16 protein-coding genes, 1 tRNA gene and 1 rRNA gene are annotated in these 17207 nt (G+C 52.5%); 3 read left to right on the top strand and 15 right to left on the bottom strand.

What is annotated here, in order from left to right; translation table 11 throughout:
* Nucleotides 1-18: 18 nt before the first annotated feature.
* Nucleotides 19-92, bottom strand: a tRNA-Ile gene (locus MUG09_RS06490).
* A 133-nt stretch (nucleotides 93-225) separates the two neighbouring features.
* Nucleotides 226-1766, bottom strand: a 16S ribosomal RNA gene (locus MUG09_RS06485).
* A 497-nt stretch (nucleotides 1767-2263) separates the two neighbouring features.
* Between MUG09_RS06485 and MUG09_RS06480 the strand changes: the two genes are divergently transcribed.
* Nucleotides 2264-2866, top strand: coding sequence for a GNAT family N-acetyltransferase (locus MUG09_RS06480; RefSeq protein ID WP_244774676.1), 603 nt, complete (start codon nucleotides 2264-2266; stop codon nucleotides 2864-2866).
* Here the strand turns inward: MUG09_RS06480 and MUG09_RS06475 are convergent.
* Nucleotides 2863-4542, bottom strand: coding sequence for an MBL fold metallo-hydrolase RNA specificity domain-containing protein (locus MUG09_RS06475; RefSeq protein WP_244774667.1), 1680 nt, complete (start codon nucleotides 4540-4542; stop codon nucleotides 2863-2865). The genes MUG09_RS06480 and MUG09_RS06475 overlap by 4 nt on opposite strands.
* Nucleotides 4543-4663: 121 nt before the next feature.
* Between MUG09_RS06475 and MUG09_RS06470 the strand changes: the two genes are divergently transcribed.
* Together MUG09_RS06470 and MUG09_RS06465 are read left to right on the top strand one after the other, a co-directional pair.
* The gene (locus MUG09_RS06470) at nucleotides 4664-5344 is read left to right on the top strand and encodes a lactate utilization protein (protein ID WP_244774664.1); all 681 of its coding nucleotides are present in this window, start codon (nucleotides 4664-4666) and stop codon (nucleotides 5342-5344) included.
* A gap of 11 nt (nucleotides 5345-5355) precedes the next feature.
* Nucleotides 5356-6546: an iron-containing alcohol dehydrogenase gene (locus tag MUG09_RS06465; RefSeq protein ID WP_244774663.1), complete on the top strand. Its 1191-nt coding sequence runs from the start codon at nucleotides 5356-5358 to the stop codon at nucleotides 6544-6546.
* On the opposite strand, the gene MUG09_RS06460 is transcribed toward MUG09_RS06465, so the two are convergent.
* The 12 genes from MUG09_RS06460 to MUG09_RS06405 form a co-directional block, all read right to left on the bottom strand.
* Nucleotides 6537-7523: a hypothetical protein gene (locus MUG09_RS06460; RefSeq protein ID WP_244774662.1), complete on the bottom strand. Its 987-nt coding sequence runs from the start codon at nucleotides 7521-7523 to the stop codon at nucleotides 6537-6539. The two genes, MUG09_RS06465 and MUG09_RS06460, sit on opposite strands and share 10 nt — an antisense overlap.
* 127 nt (nucleotides 7524-7650) lie before the next feature.
* Nucleotides 7651-8103, bottom strand: coding sequence for a PTS sugar transporter subunit IIA (locus tag MUG09_RS06455; protein WP_244774661.1), 453 nt, complete (start codon nucleotides 8101-8103; stop codon nucleotides 7651-7653).
* 10 nt (nucleotides 8104-8113) lie between these two features.
* Nucleotides 8114-8596 carry a universal stress protein gene (locus MUG09_RS06450; RefSeq protein ID WP_244774660.1) on the bottom strand — a complete coding sequence of 161 codons (483 nt, stop codon included), beginning with the start codon at nucleotides 8594-8596 and terminating at the stop codon, nucleotides 8114-8116.
* Nucleotides 8580-9278 carry a V-type ATP synthase subunit D gene (locus tag MUG09_RS06445; RefSeq protein WP_244774659.1) on the bottom strand — a complete coding sequence of 233 codons (699 nt, stop codon included), beginning with the start codon at nucleotides 9276-9278 and terminating at the stop codon, nucleotides 8580-8582. The genes MUG09_RS06450 and MUG09_RS06445 overlap by 17 nt, the downstream gene beginning before the upstream one ends.
* Nucleotides 9279-9287: 9 nt before the next feature.
* Entirely contained in the window at nucleotides 9288-10709 is a 1422-nt protein-coding gene (locus tag MUG09_RS06440) for a V-type ATP synthase subunit B (protein WP_244774658.1), read from the bottom strand.
* Nucleotides 10699-12477 carry a V-type ATP synthase subunit A gene (locus MUG09_RS06435; protein WP_244774657.1) on the bottom strand — a complete coding sequence of 593 codons (1779 nt, stop codon included), beginning with the start codon at nucleotides 12475-12477 and terminating at the stop codon, nucleotides 10699-10701. The genes MUG09_RS06440 and MUG09_RS06435 overlap by 11 nt, the downstream gene beginning before the upstream one ends.
* Nucleotides 12474-13070 carry a V-type ATP synthase subunit E gene (locus tag MUG09_RS06430; RefSeq protein WP_244774656.1) on the bottom strand — a complete coding sequence of 199 codons (597 nt, stop codon included), beginning with the start codon at nucleotides 13068-13070 and terminating at the stop codon, nucleotides 12474-12476. Before MUG09_RS06430 ends, MUG09_RS06435 begins: the two co-directional genes overlap by 4 nt.
* A 9-nt stretch (nucleotides 13071-13079) precedes the next feature.
* Complete coding sequence (locus MUG09_RS06425) at nucleotides 13080-13382, bottom strand: V-type ATP synthase subunit F (protein ID WP_244774655.1); 303 nt, start codon at nucleotides 13380-13382, stop codon at nucleotides 13080-13082.
* Nucleotides 13383-13385: 3 nt separating this feature from the next.
* Nucleotides 13386-13736 (bottom strand): ATP synthase subunit C, encoded by a 351-nt coding sequence (locus MUG09_RS06420; RefSeq protein WP_244774654.1) that lies wholly within the window; start codon nucleotides 13734-13736, stop codon nucleotides 13386-13388.
* Nucleotides 13737-13760: 24 nt separating this feature from the next.
* Nucleotides 13761-15752, bottom strand: coding sequence for a V-type ATP synthase subunit I (locus MUG09_RS06415; RefSeq protein ID WP_244774653.1), 1992 nt, complete (start codon nucleotides 15750-15752; stop codon nucleotides 13761-13763).
* Nucleotides 15749-16843, bottom strand: coding sequence for a V0D/AC39 family V-type ATPase subunit (locus MUG09_RS06410; RefSeq protein ID WP_244774652.1), 1095 nt, complete (start codon nucleotides 16841-16843; stop codon nucleotides 15749-15751). The genes MUG09_RS06415 and MUG09_RS06410 overlap by 4 nt, the downstream gene beginning before the upstream one ends.
* On the bottom strand, nucleotides 16840-17169 hold the full coding sequence (locus MUG09_RS06405; RefSeq protein ID WP_244774650.1) for a hypothetical protein: 330 nt from the start codon (nucleotides 17167-17169) through the stop codon (nucleotides 16840-16842). The genes MUG09_RS06410 and MUG09_RS06405 overlap by 4 nt, the downstream gene beginning before the upstream one ends.
* Nucleotides 17170-17207 lie beyond the last annotated feature (38 nt).

Raw genomic sequence — 17207 nt, 5'->3', positions numbered from 1 at the left:
TGCCAACGCAACTGAAAATGGGACTGATAAGACTTGAACTTATGACCTCGTGCTTATCAGGCACGCGCTCTAACCACCTGAGCTACAGTCCCGGTTAACAGAAATATCAGAGAAGAGAAGAGTTGATTGGAAGCTGAAGGGCGATTTGTTGCAGGACTTGCACCTGCTGGTCGACGACCGTTGACGGACGCGGCTGTGAGGGCCGCATCCAGCCTTTCTTCTCAGAAAGGAGGTGATCCAGCCGCACCTTCCGGTACGGCTACCTTGTTACGACTTCACCCCCCTCACCGGACGTACCTTCGGAACCGCCCCCCCTTGCGGGTTGGGCTGGCGACTTCGGGTACCCCCGACTCGGATGGTGTGACGGGCGGTGTGTACAAGGCCCGGGAACGTATTCACCGCGCCATGCTGATGCGCGATTACTAGCGATTCCAACTTCATGGAGTCGGGTTGCAGACTCCAATCCGTACTGGGACCGGCTTTAAGCGATTCGCTCCGCCTCGCGGCCTCGCTGCGCTCTGTACCGGCCATTGTAGCACGTGTGTAGCCCAGGACATAAGGGCCATGATGACTTGACGTCGTCCCCACCTTCCTCCGGTTTGTCACCGGCAGTTCCGCCTGAGTCCCCACCTTCACGTGGTGGCAACAGGCAGCAGGGGTTGCGCTCGTTGCGGGACTTAACCCAACACTTCACAGCACGAGCTGACGACAGCCATGCAGCACCTGTACGCCGGCCGCAAGCGGCACGCACCTTTCGATGCGCTTCCGGCGTATGTCAAGCCCTGGTAAGGTTCCTCGCGTACCATCGAATTAAACCACATGCTCCACCGCTTGTGCGGGCCCCCGTCAATTCCTTTGAGTTTCACCCTTGCGAGCATACTCCCCAGGCGGTGCACTTAATGCGTTAGCTACGGTACCGGGGGTCGACCCCCCGCCACCTGGTGCACATCGTTTACTGTGCGGACTACCAGGGTATCTAAACCTGTTTGCTCCCCGCACCTTCGCGTCTCAGCGTCAGTACATGGCCAGATGCCTGCCTTCGCCATTGGTGTTCTTCCAGATATCTACAGATTTCACCCCTACACCTGGAATTCCGGCATCCCCTCCTGTACTCAAGCCCTGCAGTTTCCAGCGCGTCCCCCCGGTTGGGCCGGGGTCTTTCACGCCGGACTTGCAGGACCGCCTGCACGCCCTTTACGCCCAATGATTCCGAACAACGCTCGCCCCCTACGTGTTACCGCGGCTGCTGGCACGTAGTTAGCCGGGGCTTATTCCGGGATTCACGTCATCCCGCGGCCATTCCCTGCCACGGTTGTTCCCCCTCCCGAAAAGAACTTTACAACCTCACGGCCTTCTTCGTTCACGCGGCGTCGCTCCGTCAGGCTTTCGCCCATTGCGGAAGATTCTTAGCTGCTGCCTCCCGTAGGAGTCTGGACCGTGTCTCAGTTCCAATGTGGCCGTCCACCCTCTCAGGCCGGCTACCCATCGTCGCCACGGTGGGCCGTTACCCCGCCGTCTAGCTAATGGGACGCAGACTCATCCCCCGGCGGCGCCGCAGCGCCTTTCCCGGATCCCGCCATCGCGGGTCCCGTCTCATCCGGTATTAATCCAGGTTTCCCTGGGCTATCCCGGGCCGGGGGGCAGATTGTCCACGTGTTACTCACCCGTCCGCCGCTCTAGGGGCCCGAAGGCCCTTGCCGCTCGACTTGCATGCTTAAAACGCGCCGCCAGCGTTCGTTCTGAGCCAGGATCAAACTCTCCGTCATAGGAATCCCGCACCCGAAGGTGCGGGCTCTACTTCTTCAATAGTTCGCCCTGTCATTCCTCGCAAACGAACGTAGCTTTTCACTACTGTTCATCATTTTCTTAGGTAATTGACTGGGAAGCCCATCTCGGTGGTCTTCCACTATTCCAATCTCTTTATTCTTCCCTACGCTTAGCTTGTCAATAAACCGATTATCGAGGCCTTGCAGGCCTTTTTAATCTCCCTCTTTTTTCAAAGCGGGCGTTCTTTCAGAGTACTCGATACTTTCATATTCCGTCAAGTGCCTTGCGGTACCCGTCGTATTTGAGTGATTCTGTTCTCGTTGCCGAACGAGATGGGATATTACACCCTAACTCCCTTTTTGTCCAGCACTTTTTTCAGAAAATTGTAGAATGTTTATTAAAATGATTCTATACAATAAAATAAATACATTATATCATAGGATTGAGAATTTTAGGAATCAGCGATATTGTGGTAATAAAAGAGGAAAGACAATCTATGCAATACATTCGACAAGCCCTGCCGCAGGACCTACCCTATATTTATTCCATTGCCTTGCAAACAGCATTCGCAGGTTTGGACGGAACACCGTATTTCAATGATAGGTGGTGCGTCGGCCACTACTATGCCGCCCCATACCTGTTTTTTGAACCGGATGTATGTTTCATTGCACTTGACGAAAACAGTCGTGTCTCAGGGTATATTGTAGGAACCAGCGATACCCGGGCTTTCAATACATGGATGTACCAGACATGGCTTCCAGTTCTTCAAGAACAATACAGCCAGGTGAAAGAGTTTCAAAGTGAAGCCGAGCAATCGGTGATCAAGACACTGCTCAAAGGCCCCGGTGAAGGGATATGGCAAAACCTGGGCTATCCGGCCCACCTGCACATCGATATCCTTGAACACCTGCAAGGCAAAGGAATTGGAAAGAGCCTTATGCTCACTTTTTTTGAAGCCATCAAGAAAAAGGGTGCTTCAGGCGTCCATTTGGGAGTGGACGGCAGAAACACCCGTGCCTACGGTTTCTATGAGAGGATGGGCTTTGAGATCCTCGAACAGCAGAACTGGGGCTCCCTGTTCGGCAAAATGCTCACTTAATCCGCATCGGATGCCCACTTGATTTTCAGATACTCCAAATCGCTGGCAAGACGATTGATGGCGTTCGTGAGTCGGACTGCTCGTTTTTCATCGAGGTGAGGTTCACTTCCCGAATCCTGCATCCGCTGGACCACCGACCGCAGGGTCACCTCTTGTTTCTTCAACTCCTCCAATGCCTCATGCAGCTCCCTGATATAAGGAACGACCTTGTCATCAACCACTGCGGAAACCGGCAAGGCAGCCTCATCCAACAGATCAAAGCGTTGCATCGCCGTCGGGGCATACGCCTTGATGTTCAAGGTCCGATGCACAAACGAAGCAAACCATGGGGCCACTTCCTTATCGCCATGGACGATGAATGCCATTCTCGGTTCCTTCTTGAAGGAGGTAAGCCACTTGACCAGCCCTTCTTGGTCGGCATGACCGCTGATGCCGTGAAGTTCGCACACCTCACAGCGCACATCAATCTGCTCACCAAAAATAGTAACGTGCCTGGCCCCGTCGAGAATCGACCGGCCGAGGGTACCTCCCGCCTGATAGCCGCTGAACAGGACGGAGCACTCGCTGCGATAGAGATTATGCTTGAGATGGTGCTTGATCCTTCCTGCTTCACACATACCACTGGAACTGATGATGACGCAGCTCTCCTTTCGCTTATTCAAGGCTATGGAATCAGCCACATCGGTGATGGTTACCAAGGAGGGAAACAAAATCGGGTTGATCCCCTTATTCACCAACTCCATGGTTTCCTCGTCCATATACCCGAATAGATTTCCAGCGAATACATGCGTCGCCTTAACCGAAAGAGGACTGTCCACAAATACTGGAATCTCAGAGAAGGTGGGGCAAAGCTTATGCTCGATGACAACCCTCAGCAGGTAGAGGATTTCCTGGGTCCTTCCTACCGCAAAAGAGGGAATAATGACGTTGCCGCCCCGCTTGAATGTCCGTTCGATGATATCAGCAAGTTCCTGCGCCCTAACATGGGTGGGAACATTGTTTCCTACGGCATTTTCAGGCTTCTTGTGAACCCTGTTCCCGTATGTGGACTCCATGATGACGAAATCCGCCTCATCGATATAGTCGGGATCCTTGATCAAGGGTTGATCGAAATTACCGATATCACCTGAGAAAACCAGTTTGCGCCGTTCCTTCCCCTCTTTCAGCCACAACTCGATGGAAGACGACCCCAGCAGATGCCCGGCATCGTTGAAGCGGACCTTTATGCCCTCGTCGATATCGCAGATCTCATCATAGACGCAACTTTCAAAAAACTGCAGTGCTTTTTGTGCGTCCTTGACCGTATACAACGGTTCAACTCCCGTTTTCCCCGCCCGAACAGCCTTTCGACTCTTCCACTCGGCCTCCATCTCTTGGATATGGCCGCTGTCGGCCAACATGATCTCACATAATTGGGCTGTCGCAGAGGTGGCAAAAATCTTTCCTCTGAACCCTTCCTTTACCAAAAGGGGAATCCGTCCGGTGTGGTCGATATGGGCATGAGTGAGAAATACATAGTCGATGGCATCTGCACGGAAGGGTAAATCCAAGCCCACCTCACGCTCGTCGTTGCCCTGGGGGAGGCCGCAATCCACCAAGAGGTACTTACCATTGACCTGTACCATGGTACAACTGCCGGTCACCATCTGTGCTGCTCCGAAGAAAGTTATATGCATGTGTTGACTCCTACCATCAAAGATACGATTGATGGACGTTCGATGCAACTTATTTTCCAAATCCGAGTGAGCTTGCGTAGAGCCAATGGATTGGGTATCCTAAGCAAAAGGGAGACAGGCAATGGACGCACACAAAAAAGCCATAAAACATCTGCAGGTGGAACGAACCATCAAATCACTTGCAAAGAACAACATCGAAGCCCGCTTCATTTCCTCTATTGCGGAGGTGGTTCCCACCATAGCCTCACTGATGAAAGAGGGAGAAAGTGTAGCGGTAGGCGGTTCGGTGACCCTCGACGAGACCGGAGTGCTCGAGTATCTGAGAAACGGCTCGTATGTCTTCTATGACAGGTACAAAAAAGGGATCTCAAAAGAGGAACTGGACGAAGTCTTTTTGAAAAGCTTCTCTGCCGATACCTACCTCAGCAGCGCCAATGCGCTTACAGAGCACGGGGAGGTTTATTGCGTCGATGGCAGATCGAACCGGGTCTCTGCAATGCTCTATGGGCCGAAGCAGGTGATTTTGGTTGTCTCCTGGGATAAAATCGTCCCCGATATTATCAGCGCCATACTGAGGGTGAAAAACATCGCCGCTCCGGCCAATGCCAAGCGCCTCTCTACCGGCGCCTACTGCACCGAAAGCGGTAAGTGCATCAATGCCGGCTGTGATGACAAGCATCTGATGGCACTCGGAGCCGGAGCATGCGAGCATACCATCTGCTCCAACTATGTTGTCTTTTCCCATCAGCAGATACAGGGAAGAATGAAAGTACTCATCGTCGGTGAGAGCATCGGATACTAACGGAGGATTGCATGATAGCGGATTTTACGTACTATACCCCCACAAAAGTCATTTTCGGAAAGAATACAGAATCGGAAGTAGGTTCCCTGGTCGCAAAAGAGGGCTGCAAAAAGGTTTTGGTCCACTATGGATCGGAGAGTGCCAAAAAATCCGGTTTACTTGATAGAGTCACTGCATCCCTTGCAAAACAGGGAGTCGAGTATGTCACCCTCGGCGGTGTTGTCCCCAACCCCAGGTTGAGCAAAGTCCATGAGGGTATCGAGCTTTGCAAAAAGGAAGGAGTCGATTTCCTGTTGGCTGTTGGAGGTGGGTCTGTAATAGATTCAGCAAAGGCAATAGGCTACGGTCTGTATCACGGCGGCGAAGTATGGGATTTTTACGACCAGACACGCCAAATCCAAGGATGCTACCCTGTAGGGGCGGTATTGACCATCGCCGCCGCCGGCAGCGAGATGAGCAACTCCTCGGTCATCACCAATGAGAATGGAAATCTCAAACGAGGTGCAAACCATGATTCGTCCCGCTGTAAATTTGCCATCATGAATCCAGAATTGACCTATACCCTGCCCTATTATCAGACCATGAGCGGGGCGGTCGACATAATGATGCACACCATCGAGCGTTATTTCATCAAGGGCTCGACCATGGACCTTACCGATCAGATGGCCGAAGCACTTCTGCGCTCAGTCATGGAAGCCGCAAAAACGCTGAAACAGGATGGCAACGACTACGATGCCAGGGCCACTTTGATGTGGGCCAGCAGCCTCTCGCACAACGGCTTGATGGGTTGCGGCCACAGCCATAGGGGAGACTGGGCTCCGCATCAGCTGGAGCATGAAATGGGAGGCATGTTTGATGTCGCCCATGGTGCCGGCCTCTCGGCGATCTGGATTTCGTGGGCAAACTATGTCTACCAGCAGAATCAGCAGCGGTTTGCACGGTTCGGCCGGAAGGTATTGGGATTATCCGGAAGCGGGAATGCCGACAAGGATGCCCAAGCCACCATCGAGGCCATGCGCCTCTTTTTCAGAAGCATCGACATGCCGACAAACTTTGCAGAGCTTGGTATTCACCCAACTGCCGCCCAAATCGAGGAAATGACCGAGAAAGCCACGTTCTGGGGAAAGAGAACCCTTGGTGATGTGATGGTGCTCGGCAAGGAGCAGATCAGGGAGATCTACCTGCTGGCAGCTCAGAACTGAGTGTCTTTCGACCAGAGGTAGAGCAAGAGCAGCTGCTCAAGTGTTCGGCGGGGACCCGGACGTGCTGAGTCCCGCCGGAGTCTGGCCAGCGCGTTGCGCCTGAGAAATGATCGATACAACCGTATTGCCGGGAGGTCCTCCTCATCAGGGCCTTCCAGCAATTGGTTAGGCCGAAGCCCAAGAAGCCGGTGGGCCTCCTCCCTGCTGACCGCGTTCAGCAGTTGTTCTTGCATAATCTCCTGCAGGTTATTCAATTGTTCGTAACTGAGAGAGAATAAAAACTCATCCAAAGCGTAGACCACCTCTTCGTCTTTTCCGCGATCGTGGAGAAAATCATGCCACATCGGGGGTAGGCGGAACGAAAGCTGCAGTAATTCCACGGTCCCCAGCAGTGTGCCGAGAACCGGAACCAGGGTGTGTCTGACCTCCCAAAGCTGTTGCATCAACGGAGCGAAGGAATCAGCTTGTGCGTTACTGCGCTGCTCCCACATCAGAACCAGATCCTTGGTCGCCCTTCGGGCCCACTCTTCGTTGCCCAGGCTGTCCGATATGATCGATATGTACAGGTCCTCGGCCATCAACGAGAACAGGATGGCGTGATAACAAACGAGAATCCTCTCACGATGAACTGACAGATACTCCTGCATCTGTGCGATTTTTCGAAGAAATCCATAGAGATGCAGTTTGGATATGGTGTAAGACCTCCCAAGGGAAGCTTTCGCAGGAAGATTGACCACTTCCTCGATGCCCTGATTACTCAACTTGGCGGCAAGGGTATCCACGCTGCGTGCCAAAGGAGAAAATCCTAGATCGATGATCAGCGAAGCAGATCGACCGACAATGCCGGCAAGCATCTCCAAATCCTCCACCCTGGAATCCAAAAGTGAGGCAAGATTCGGCTCATGCACATAAAGCAACTCACGACAATCGGAGAGCAAGCTGATTTCCTGTTCGGTAAAGGCAATGATATCGCTCACAGAGCACATACCTCGATGGATTTGTAATGTTCAAACCATAGGATGGAAACAGGAAAATGTCCAGAACAAAGCAATGGCACCACCTCGGGGAAAGCAGTGCCTGTTTCAATAAAATTCCCATCAACCCTTATTCCATGAAAAGACGCACCACCTCTTCATTATCCCTGGCTTGCTCCAGCATTCGTCTGAATACCTGGCTGGTGCAGGTTCGTGCAATGGATGCAAGCAATTCGACATGGGCTGAGGCTTGCTTGGAGGGAGCCAGAACCAAAAAGAAAATTCTACTTTTCTGACCGTCGGGGGAGTCGAAATCTACCGGAAACCGGCTGATACCCACCACCATGGCAACCTGCTCTACGACATCGGTCTTGGCGTGAGGAATGGCAATCCCATTGCCGATACCCGTCGATCCCAGACTCTCTCGGTTGAGGACAGCATCCAAAATTTGTTCGAACTGCTGTGTTGAATACCCCTTGGCTTTTGCTACCACTTCAACAAGCTCATTGATGATGCCACGCTTGTCGGTGTGCATAAGCGGCACTTTGACCAGGTTCTTGTCCAATACATCCAGTACATTCATGCAGAGCTCCTTACGCTTCAAACTCTAGCCAGATATCGTCATCATCCCGAACCACCAACACCGGGCAGGGGGATGTACGCATCATCCTATCAGTCTCGCTGGCAAGCTCTTCACGGCGGGATCGAATATCAGTAATTCCTCCGAGTACAAGTAAATCAGCTTTCTGTGCTTTCAACAGATCCTTCATTACCATGTGCACCGCGCCTTCAAGCTTGACCGTTTCAATAGCTACCATTTTCTGGGATGCAAGCCGCGCAGCATGCCTGAGATAGCGGTCGGCATCCTGCTGGAGGTCTTTCTGGTATTCGTCCCGTTCAATGGCGACAAAAATACCGGCCTTGACCAGTTCGCTCAGCGCCCTTGTATTGATTACGTACACAGCTGTCAGCTTCGCATCATGTTCCTTTGCCAGCTTGATCCCATACATGATGGCGGTCATTGAACTTTCCGAGCCATCCAGATACACGACAATCTGCTTAAATGGAACTCCCATGCAAGCCTCCCTTATCCATCGTATCATTATCGGATGAAGAGGTCAAAGCCTGCACCTGAGACTTGGCCTGTTCCATCCGATCTTTCACAACCTTGAGCAGAATGAAATTCTCACGTTCCTGCTCCTCGATGCGTCCTCGCATCCAAGCGATGGTTTCCTTGTTCTGAGGAATCACTATCTTTTCCAGAGCATTAACCTTGCGAATCGTTTTTTTCACTTCTTTTGCAAGGCGCATGATGGATACTTTAAGCTCGGCCAGCCTTCCCATCAATTGCAAGGTCGTGCGATAGCGGTCGATGGAGAGCTCGCTGAGTATGCTCGTGTCCTCACTGCTGAAATAGGGGCTCTTATCAACAAAGGTGGTCTCCACCTTGGGAACCGAGACTCCCATGACACGTCTACTGCCAAGATTGATGGAGTAATCGATGTTCACCGCCCCACCAAGGTTGCCGACTCTCAATCTGCCCATCTGCATGATGGCATCACTGAGAGAGAGCTGGGCCTCGGCAAGCGCTATGACCACCCTCTGCTCATAATCAACGGCTTGGTCGACCAAGGTAAGCAATTCCACTACAAGAATAGAGCGCTTCTGGTCGAGCAGCTCATGACCGAGCTGGGCGAACTTGAGGTCTTCAATCAATTTAAGCAGGTTGCTCCTCGTAGGAGCAAGCGTGGTATTCACCCTTCCTCCTTACTTGCCGTAGTACTGGGCAATCTCCTCGTCGGTCAAACGCTGCAACTCCTCACTGGGGAGTTTGCTCAGCGCTTCCCAGCCGAAATCGAGCGTCTGCTCAATGCTGCGGTCCTCACCGAAGCCTTGATTCACAAATTTCTTCTCGAAGAAGCTGCCGAACTCCAGATACTGCTGGTCCAGACTGGTCAGCTCCTCTTCACCGATAACCGAGGCGAGGTTCTGAACATCCTTGACATGGCTGTAGGAAGCGAACAGCTGATTGGCCAGGTGGGGATGGTCACCTCGGGTCATCCCCTCCCCGATTCCATCCTTCATCAAGCGTGAAAGAGAAGGAAGACAATTGATCGGCGGATAGATGCCACGGGCCTGCATACCCCGCTCAAATACAATCTGGCCCTCGGTGATGTACCCGGTGAGGTCGGGCACCGGGTGACTGATGTCATCGTTGGGCATGGAAAGAATGGGCAATTGGGTGATCGAACCACTGCGGCCGCTGATCTTTCCCGATCGCTCATAAATTTCTGCAAGGTTGGAGTATAAATACCCCGGATAGCCCTTGCGCGAAGGAATCTCACCGCGCATGGTGCCGATTTCACGCAAGGATTCACAGTAGTTGGTCATATCGGTCATAATTACAAGCACTTGCTTGCCTTTGTCAAAGGCCAGGTACTCTGCAAGAGTCAGTGCAGTCTTGGGTGTGATGGTTCGTTCGATCGACGGGTCATCGGCCAGGGAGAGAAACAGAGCTACATTGTCCAAGACCCCTGTTTCCTCAAAGCTGTCGATGAAGAATCGGGCTACGTCGTACTTGACCCCCATTGCGGCGAACACAATGCAGAAATCCCCCGAACTCCCGCGTACCTTCGCCTGTCTGGCGATTTGGGCTGCCAATTGGTTGTGGTCCAGTCCGTTTCCACTGAAGATGGGAAGCTTCTGGCCCTGGATTAGCGTTGTCATCCCATCAATAACGGATATACCGGTTTGGATGAAATCCCTCGGATACTCCCGGGCAGTCGGGTTTATCGGTTCACCGTTCACATCCCGTTCGAACATTCCGTGAACAGCCCCGGATCCATCACGGCTCTTGCCAAGGCCGTTCATGACACGGCCGAGCATCTGCTCTGAGACGCTGAGGGTCAAGGGCTCACCCATGAACCGCATACCGCTGCCGGGCAACGTCAAACCATCGGTTCCTTCAAAGACCTGCACAACCACCGCTTCATCACTGGTGTCCAGGACCTGACCGGATCGACGCGATCCGTCGGGAGCAATCACCTCCACAAGCTCGCCGAAACCAACTGGATGGGTGTTTCGCATATATACCAGAGGCCCATCGATACGGCTCACACCGCGGTACTCACGTCCACTGAGAAGCCGACGGTCAGTTTGGGCCAGCAAGGTTTCAGCCTTAGTTCTCATAGATGCCTCCAATCTGATCAATCGAGCGTTCAAGTCGCAATTGCAGTCTGTCAATGCTTTCCAGTTCATCCCCCTTGACGGTCAATCGCATGCGTGCCATCTCCTGAACAGCCTTGAGCCTGCGAATCTTGACCATGGGGACCCCTTTGGTGATGGCTTCAAGACCTTTCTCGTAATAGGCGAGAATGACACTGAGCATCTTCACCTGTTTTTCCACTGAACAGAAACGGTCGACCTCGTCGAATGCGTTCTGTTGCAGAAACGCTGTCTTAAACAGCGCACACACTTCAAGAATGAAGTTTTGGGTGTCAGGCAGTGCATCGGGGCCGACAAGCTTGACAATCTGCTGGAGTCGAACCTCTTTCTGCAACAAGTCCATGATCTTCTGTCTATTCAGATACCACGAACCCTCGCTGTGATCATTCCACCACTGCTTCACATCACCCAGATACTCACTGTAGGATTCCAGCCAGCTGATCGCCGGATAGTGGCGGCTGCTTGCTAGCTGCCGGTCAAGGCCCCAGAAGCAACGGACGAAGCGCTTGGTATGCTGGGTCACCGGTTCGGAGAAATCTCCTCCCGGAGGGCTTACCGCACCGATGATGGAGACCGACCCATTGCTTGTCGACAAGGTTTGCATGAACCCGGCCCGTTCATAGAACTGGGCGATGCGGGTTGGAAGATAGGCAGGGAATCCTTCCTCCGCCGGCATCTCCTCCATGCGACCGCTCAACTCACGCAAGGCCTCGGCCCAGCGGCTTGTTGAGTCGGCCATGATGGCGACATGATAGCCCTGGTCTCGATAGTACTCGGCCATCGTGATTCCCGTATAGATGGAGGCTTCACGAGCACTGACCGGCATGTTCGAGGTGTTGGCGATGAGGATGGTTCGCTCCATCAACGAATGACCGGTCCGGGGATCGATGAGAAGAGGAAACTCCTTCAGTACATCGGTCATCTCATTTCCGCGTTCTCCACAGCCGATATAGACGATGATATCTGCATCGCACCACTGGGCGATTGAGTGTTGGGTCATGGTCTTTCCCGTTCCAAAACCACCGGGGATGGCGACCGTGCCTCCCTTTGCAAGGGGGAAGAGGGTGTCGATAACCCTCAGGCCGGTAATAAGCGGTTGCTTGAGGGCCAGGCGCTTGCCGACCGGTCTGGGAAGGCGAATCGGCCAACGCTGCAGCATGCATATCGTTTCTTGATGGCCGCTGGGAAGGACGACGGTAGCCAGGACATCCTCGATGGTGTAGTCACCCGGCTCGACAATTTCACTGATCACAGCACTCTTGATGTGTACAGGCACAAGAATCCTATGCTCAATTCTGCTGGTTTCCTGTACTGAGCCAAGAATTTGGCCGGCGGTAACTGTTGCACCGACCTCGACGGAGGGAGTAAAGCCCCAACGTGTTTGGTGGCTGACGGCATCGAAGGTCAGACCGCGGGAGATGAATGCTCCGCTTGCTGCCATCAACTGTTCGAGCGGACGCTGGATTCCGTCGTAAATCGTTCCAATAAGACCGGGTGCAAGCTCGACGGACAAGCTCATACCGCTTCCGTAGACATTATCACCCGGGCAAATGCCGGTGGCATCCTCATAGACCTGAACGGTAGCCAACCCATCATAAAGTTTGACGACCTCTCCGACCAATTGCTGCTCACCGATGCGTACCATCTCCATCATCATCGCATCCTTGATGTCCTTGACGATGAGAATAGGTCCGTTTACTCGTTTGACGCGTCCAATAATTCTCTCTTTCATGTATGTTCCTGGATCATAGCCCTAAGTACGCGGTCGAGCCGTCTGAGACGGATTTCGACCTGATTGTTGAACGAAACCATGCCGTCCAACGAAGAAACGACCACTCCCAGACCGCGGATCGGTTTGCTTTCAAGATGCAGGACAATGCTGCTGCCTGTAGCTTTCTCAACCAGCTCGGATGCCGTCTTGAGATGAGTTTCGGTGACAGGACACTGAGGACTGCATGCAACCTTCGCCTCCTTCAGGTCGAGACCCAATGCAGCTTCTGCAATCCACTGGGGAAGATAGGGCTCAATGGTCTTTGCATCCAACATCGATTGCACCCGGGCTAGTACTTGCTGATACTTTTCATCCCCTTGGCGGAGAATGGCCTTGCGCTTGGCGCTGGTCATATTCGCCTGGAGACGCAGATCCATCTGCTTCAGCTTTTGGGCTAGCTCCCTCCGCAGGCCTTCCATCTCGGACTCAGCCTTTTTCTTTGCATCCCCTACAATGGCCGATGCTTGTTGCTTTGCCTCTTGCAGTGTCTTCTTTGCGGATTGCTCGGCTTGCTCAAGAATTCCGGTCAGCAGGCGACTGTCAGTTGTTTCCATACTATCTTCCTATAACGATACCCCGATCGCTTGGTTGACCAGGGAACGTAAATCCGGGCGTCCCTGCTTTGAGTTTGGTGAAGGAATCTCCACCACGAGCGGGAACGTTTCACTGAAAAGGTACCGGTTGACTACGCTTCGGATCATATCTGCAACCTCATCGGTTATGATGATGATGCCATGTTCCTGGCTCTCCAGTGCCTTGTCCCAAGCCTGCATCGCCTGTTGGGCATTTGTCGCCTGCATGCCGAAGACACCGACGAGGGAAAACCCCAACACAGTGTCTTCGTCACCGATGACAAAATATTTCATGTATTATACCTTTCCCAGAATCATCAGACTGGTAATGAAACCGAACACTACCAAGCCTTCGGCAAGGGCGATGAAAATCAAGGCCTGGCTTGCAATCTCCGGCCTTTCACTGATTGCTCCCATGGCAGCACTTCCAACCTTGCCGATCGCCATACCTGCTGCAAGCGCTCCAACGGCAAACGCGATAGCGGCGCTGAAGCACACCAAGGCAAGGTTGTAATCGTTACCGGCTTGTGCAGCTTCTGTTGTTGCAGCATAGGCACCGGGTGCGAATACAAAGGCGGATGCAAGCAACACAAGAGCCGTTGCAACAAAGGTCATCGATACTTTTCTTCTGAATTCGATGTTGGTCATACTGTGACCCTCCTAAAAAAATATCTATCTCTTCTCGGAAGTGTTTGAGTTGAGCCCCACCGGCTTGTACGCAATACCCTTTCCGGTAAAATACCTTGAGAAGAATTCATAATAGTTCAGACGAAGCGATTGGATGCCTGCACTCAAGCCTTCCAACACAATTACCAAGACATTACCGAGAATAAAGATGGCGATTCCGCCAAATCCATCGACCAAGGAGGAAAGCATTTTAAAGGACTCCATCAGCGATGCATGTGCGATGCCAAGACCGGCTACCCGCATGAAGGAGAGTGTGTTGGACATATACCCGGTAAAGATTTCCAATACATCAACCAGCCACTCCATGACTACATCGAGAATGAGCTTGCCCGGTTCGTGTTTCGCCCCTCCCTTGCGAACCGAGAGATAATAGGAGAGAAAGCCACGGGCGAAGAGCAGAATAAGACAGACTGTCACAACGGGGCCGACCCAACTTGTCTGGGGGAACTGGCGATATCCGCTTCCTACAAAGCCGAAGCCCATGTACAGGCCGATGCCGAACAACAAACCACCGACCAGTCCATTCTTGTCCAGCAGCAAGGTCAGGTAGGAGCGCTTGCGAATCAGGTTGATCCAGTTGAGAACCAATCCCGTATAAATGATGATGATGCCGAATTTTATTGTAAGACCAAGTATTCCGTATACATCATGAATCAACGCTCCTTCGGCATGGCCGGCAACCGCCGCTTCATAGTTAAACCACAGGGCGGGCAGCAGCGGCAGTCCGAAGTAGGAACCGAACAGGGCTCCGAAGACCATGGAGGAAAGGCCGAGGTACACCAACAATGAGGTGACGTTGCGGCTGAGCATTCCATCCGGCTTCAGGGGATTCTTCTTGTATGCGTGTGAACCGAGCAAGCCGACAAGCAGGAGCACCAGCCCTTGGCCGACATCGGCGAACATCAGTCCGAACATCGACAGATAGGCGATCATGACGAAAATTGTAGGATTGACCGTTCCATACTCGGGAGTACTGTAGTTGTTGACGATATTCTGAAAGGGCTTGAGTGCTTTGGGCGATGCGACGGCAACGGGTACATCTTGACGGGGTACCTCGGTGGCATTCGTCCACTCAATGACACTTTGACCCTCGCTGGCTTGGATAATTGCATCCCTGACCCTGTCAGCCTGATCGGAGGGGACCCATCCTGAAAATAAGGTGGTATTACGGGTATAGGCAAAATATGAACGAATCTGGTCGCAAAGTTCGTTGAGACGAAGATTCGACCAAATGGTGAACAGCTGGCTCTGCTGTTGTTTCACCACTGCATCGACAGCTTGCTCTACTTCAGTTCTGCTCTTCAACGCCCGCTGGTGTTCGGCATCAAGACGTTCCTTGATGAGTGAAATCGCCTTCTTTTGCAAATCCACGTCACTGGACTCGACCCATCCGAACTTCTCGAGCAAAGGATCGACTTGCGAGACATCACGCCGCAATGTCAGACAAATAAATTTGGCACTCTCGGGAACCCTATCCAACAACCCGCCGTAGACGGCCAGTTTTCCTCCCAGGTCCTCGCTCTTGCCGTGGGTGATCTCCCCCACCCTCAAATCCAGATACTCACCCTTGCCTTCGGTGATATACCGTCTCATCTCTTCAAGGCCCATCAACTGCTGGTTGCTCTCTTTCTGCTTATCCTTCAAGGAAAGCAAGTCAGAGGTGAGAACGTCCAGAATCCGCTTATACTCCTCGAGCTGCGGCTTTTCCAATTTCTTTACATCAAGGACTTCACTGGTGGGTATATCCAGGTGGCCTTGCCTGAGCAAAGCCTCCACACGCTTGCGCATCTCTTCCAAGTTCGCCCTGTTGATCGAACTGGGCCTGCTGGAAAGCTTTTCCATCTGCTGTGGATCCAGCTTATTGATGTGGACAAAATCCAGCACACCCAACTCGAGCAGTGCCTTCACCACCGCCTCACTGGTCTGTTCCAGTACGACAGCTGTGAGCAATTTCATCGGCCTTGTGAACAAGTTCATCCCAACACCCCCCTGATGTATTCCTCTTCATACCCGTAATACTTGCCGTTCAATATCGCCTTGATCATGGTTGATTCTTCCTTGCAGAGAAAGAAATAAGCCAGGCTCAACCCTATGGTGAAGGGATCGGTTGCAAGCAGTTTCTGATACATTGACTGCCGTCTGGCTGCAAGAAATCCCTCAATTTTCAGGTTCTCCAACACACTTGCCTCATCGGGATGCACATTCAGGTGTGTTTGTTCCACCTGCACCTGCTCAAGAGAGGGGAAATAGCGGTTGATGATGGGAAGCGGACTACGCTGTTCTGTTGACTGTGCAAGATACTTCTGCGTGTCGGGACTTGCATACACACTACCGTAGGGAAGCAACAACACTGCAAGTTTCTCGGCTTCCATGTGATGATACCAGCCATGGCGAACGAGGATGGTGAGATTTCGCACATCTATCTCAAGCAGCAATATCGAGGTTGCCACCTCCCTGTCCTGCTTGGATAAGGCCTTGGTACTCTGCATGACCGAATCGTACCAGAAGCGATCCAACCTGCACTCCAACGTAAAAAGCCCGTCCTGCTCCAGGTTCTGTACGGTAAACGCCTTCAATAAATCCCAGTATGGAGTCTGCTTGACTGCGCTCAGTACGCCATCCCAGGCGGTTGCATTGATCAAGGCGGTCCAATCAATCTGATGCAACATTTCATCCTTGAACAAATACCCGCTTCTATGTCTGATCGGTCGGTGCCTGATGATACTGCTGTACCAGAGCCTGATGCAGTTTTTCAGGTTATCCACCTCAATTTTTCCCAGCAGCTGGCGGACAAAGTCTGAAGGGCTGCCTTCCAGATATTTCTGGACTTCCCGATACATTTCAATTTCTTTTTGTAAAAGGACCAGCTCCATTTGCTGCAAATCACCGGTCTGGTCGTAGGCCTGTGCGACATCGTGGTAACGGCTGTCGCGTAAAACCCCTACAGCCTCCACCAGGGAAGCCGCCTTGAGAAGGGATTCAGAAAGGCGGTCCTGACGCATCAAGCCAATCTTTGCACGAAGCTTGGCGTTGATGAATCCATACACGGTTACCGGATTCCTGCTCATTGCAGCACCAGATAACTTGCAAGATCGGTATTGCACACCTTCTCTACGATGGCTTGGGCTATTCGATCAAGAGTGTCCTCTTGCAGCGTCTCTACACGCGTCAAACCCGCCTCGAATTCAGAGAGTTGCAAAGCGGCGTCTGCCTCGGCTTGCTGGAGCAGGGCCTGACAACGCTCCCGCTCCTGCTTGAGGGAGGATCGTACTATTTCATTGGCTTCGGTCTGGGCGTCGGTGAGATAGTCTCTTGCTGTTCGTTCGGCGTCTCTTATGATCTTCTGCGCTCTATCCTCAACTGTTAAGACCTCGTTGATTATATCGCTCCGCACGTTGTTACTTCCTTGATTGAATTCGTACAATAACATCC

This window comes from Sphaerochaeta associata (assembly GCF_022869165.1).
GTDB lineage: Bacteria > Spirochaetota > Spirochaetia > Sphaerochaetales > Sphaerochaetaceae > Sphaerochaeta > Sphaerochaeta associata.
Note: the sequence above shows the minus strand (reverse complement) of the source record. Positions and strands in the feature narration are given on the sequence as shown.

Bases quoted from the DNA above. Each gene is read 5' to 3' on its own strand.
- MUG09_RS06455 (WP_244774661.1), bottom strand. From the start codon at position 8,103: ATGAATGTACTGGATGTATTGGACAAGAACCTGGTCAAAGTGCCGCTT.
- MUG09_RS06435 (WP_244774657.1), bottom strand. From the start codon at position 12,477: ATGAAAGAGAGAATTATTGGACGCGTCAAACGAGTAAACGGACCTATT.
- MUG09_RS06415 (WP_244774653.1), bottom strand. From the start codon at position 15,752: ATGAACTTGTTCACAAGGCCGATGAAATTGCTCACAGCTGTCGTACTG.
- MUG09_RS06465 (WP_244774663.1), top strand. From the start codon at position 5,356: ATGATAGCGGATTTTACGTACTATACCCCCACAAAAGTCATTTTCGGA.
- MUG09_RS06450 (WP_244774660.1), bottom strand. From the start codon at position 8,596: ATGGGAGTTCCATTTAAGCAGATTGTCGTGTATCTGGATGGCTCGGAA.
- MUG09_RS06420 (WP_244774654.1), bottom strand. From the start codon at position 13,736: ATGACCAACATCGAATTCAGAAGAAAAGTATCGATGACCTTTGTTGCA.
- MUG09_RS06480 (WP_244774676.1), top strand. From the start codon at position 2,264: ATGCAATACATTCGACAAGCCCTGCCGCAGGACCTACCCTATATTTAT.
- MUG09_RS06425 (WP_244774655.1), bottom strand. From the start codon at position 13,382: ATGAAATATTTTGTCATCGGTGACGAAGACACTGTGTTGGGGTTTTCC.
- MUG09_RS06410 (WP_244774652.1), bottom strand. From the start codon at position 16,843: ATGAGCAGGAATCCGGTAACCGTGTATGGATTCATCAACGCCAAGCTT.
- MUG09_RS06430 (WP_244774656.1), bottom strand. From the start codon at position 13,070: ATGGAAACAACTGACAGTCGCCTGCTGACCGGAATTCTTGAGCAAGCC.
- MUG09_RS06440 (WP_244774658.1), bottom strand. From the start codon at position 10,709: ATGAGAACTAAGGCTGAAACCTTGCTGGCCCAAACTGACCGTCGGCTT.
- MUG09_RS06470 (WP_244774664.1), top strand. From the start codon at position 4,664: ATGGACGCACACAAAAAAGCCATAAAACATCTGCAGGTGGAACGAACC.
- MUG09_RS06475 (WP_244774667.1), bottom strand. From the start codon at position 4,542: ATGCATATAACTTTCTTCGGAGCAGCACAGATGGTGACCGGCAGTTGT.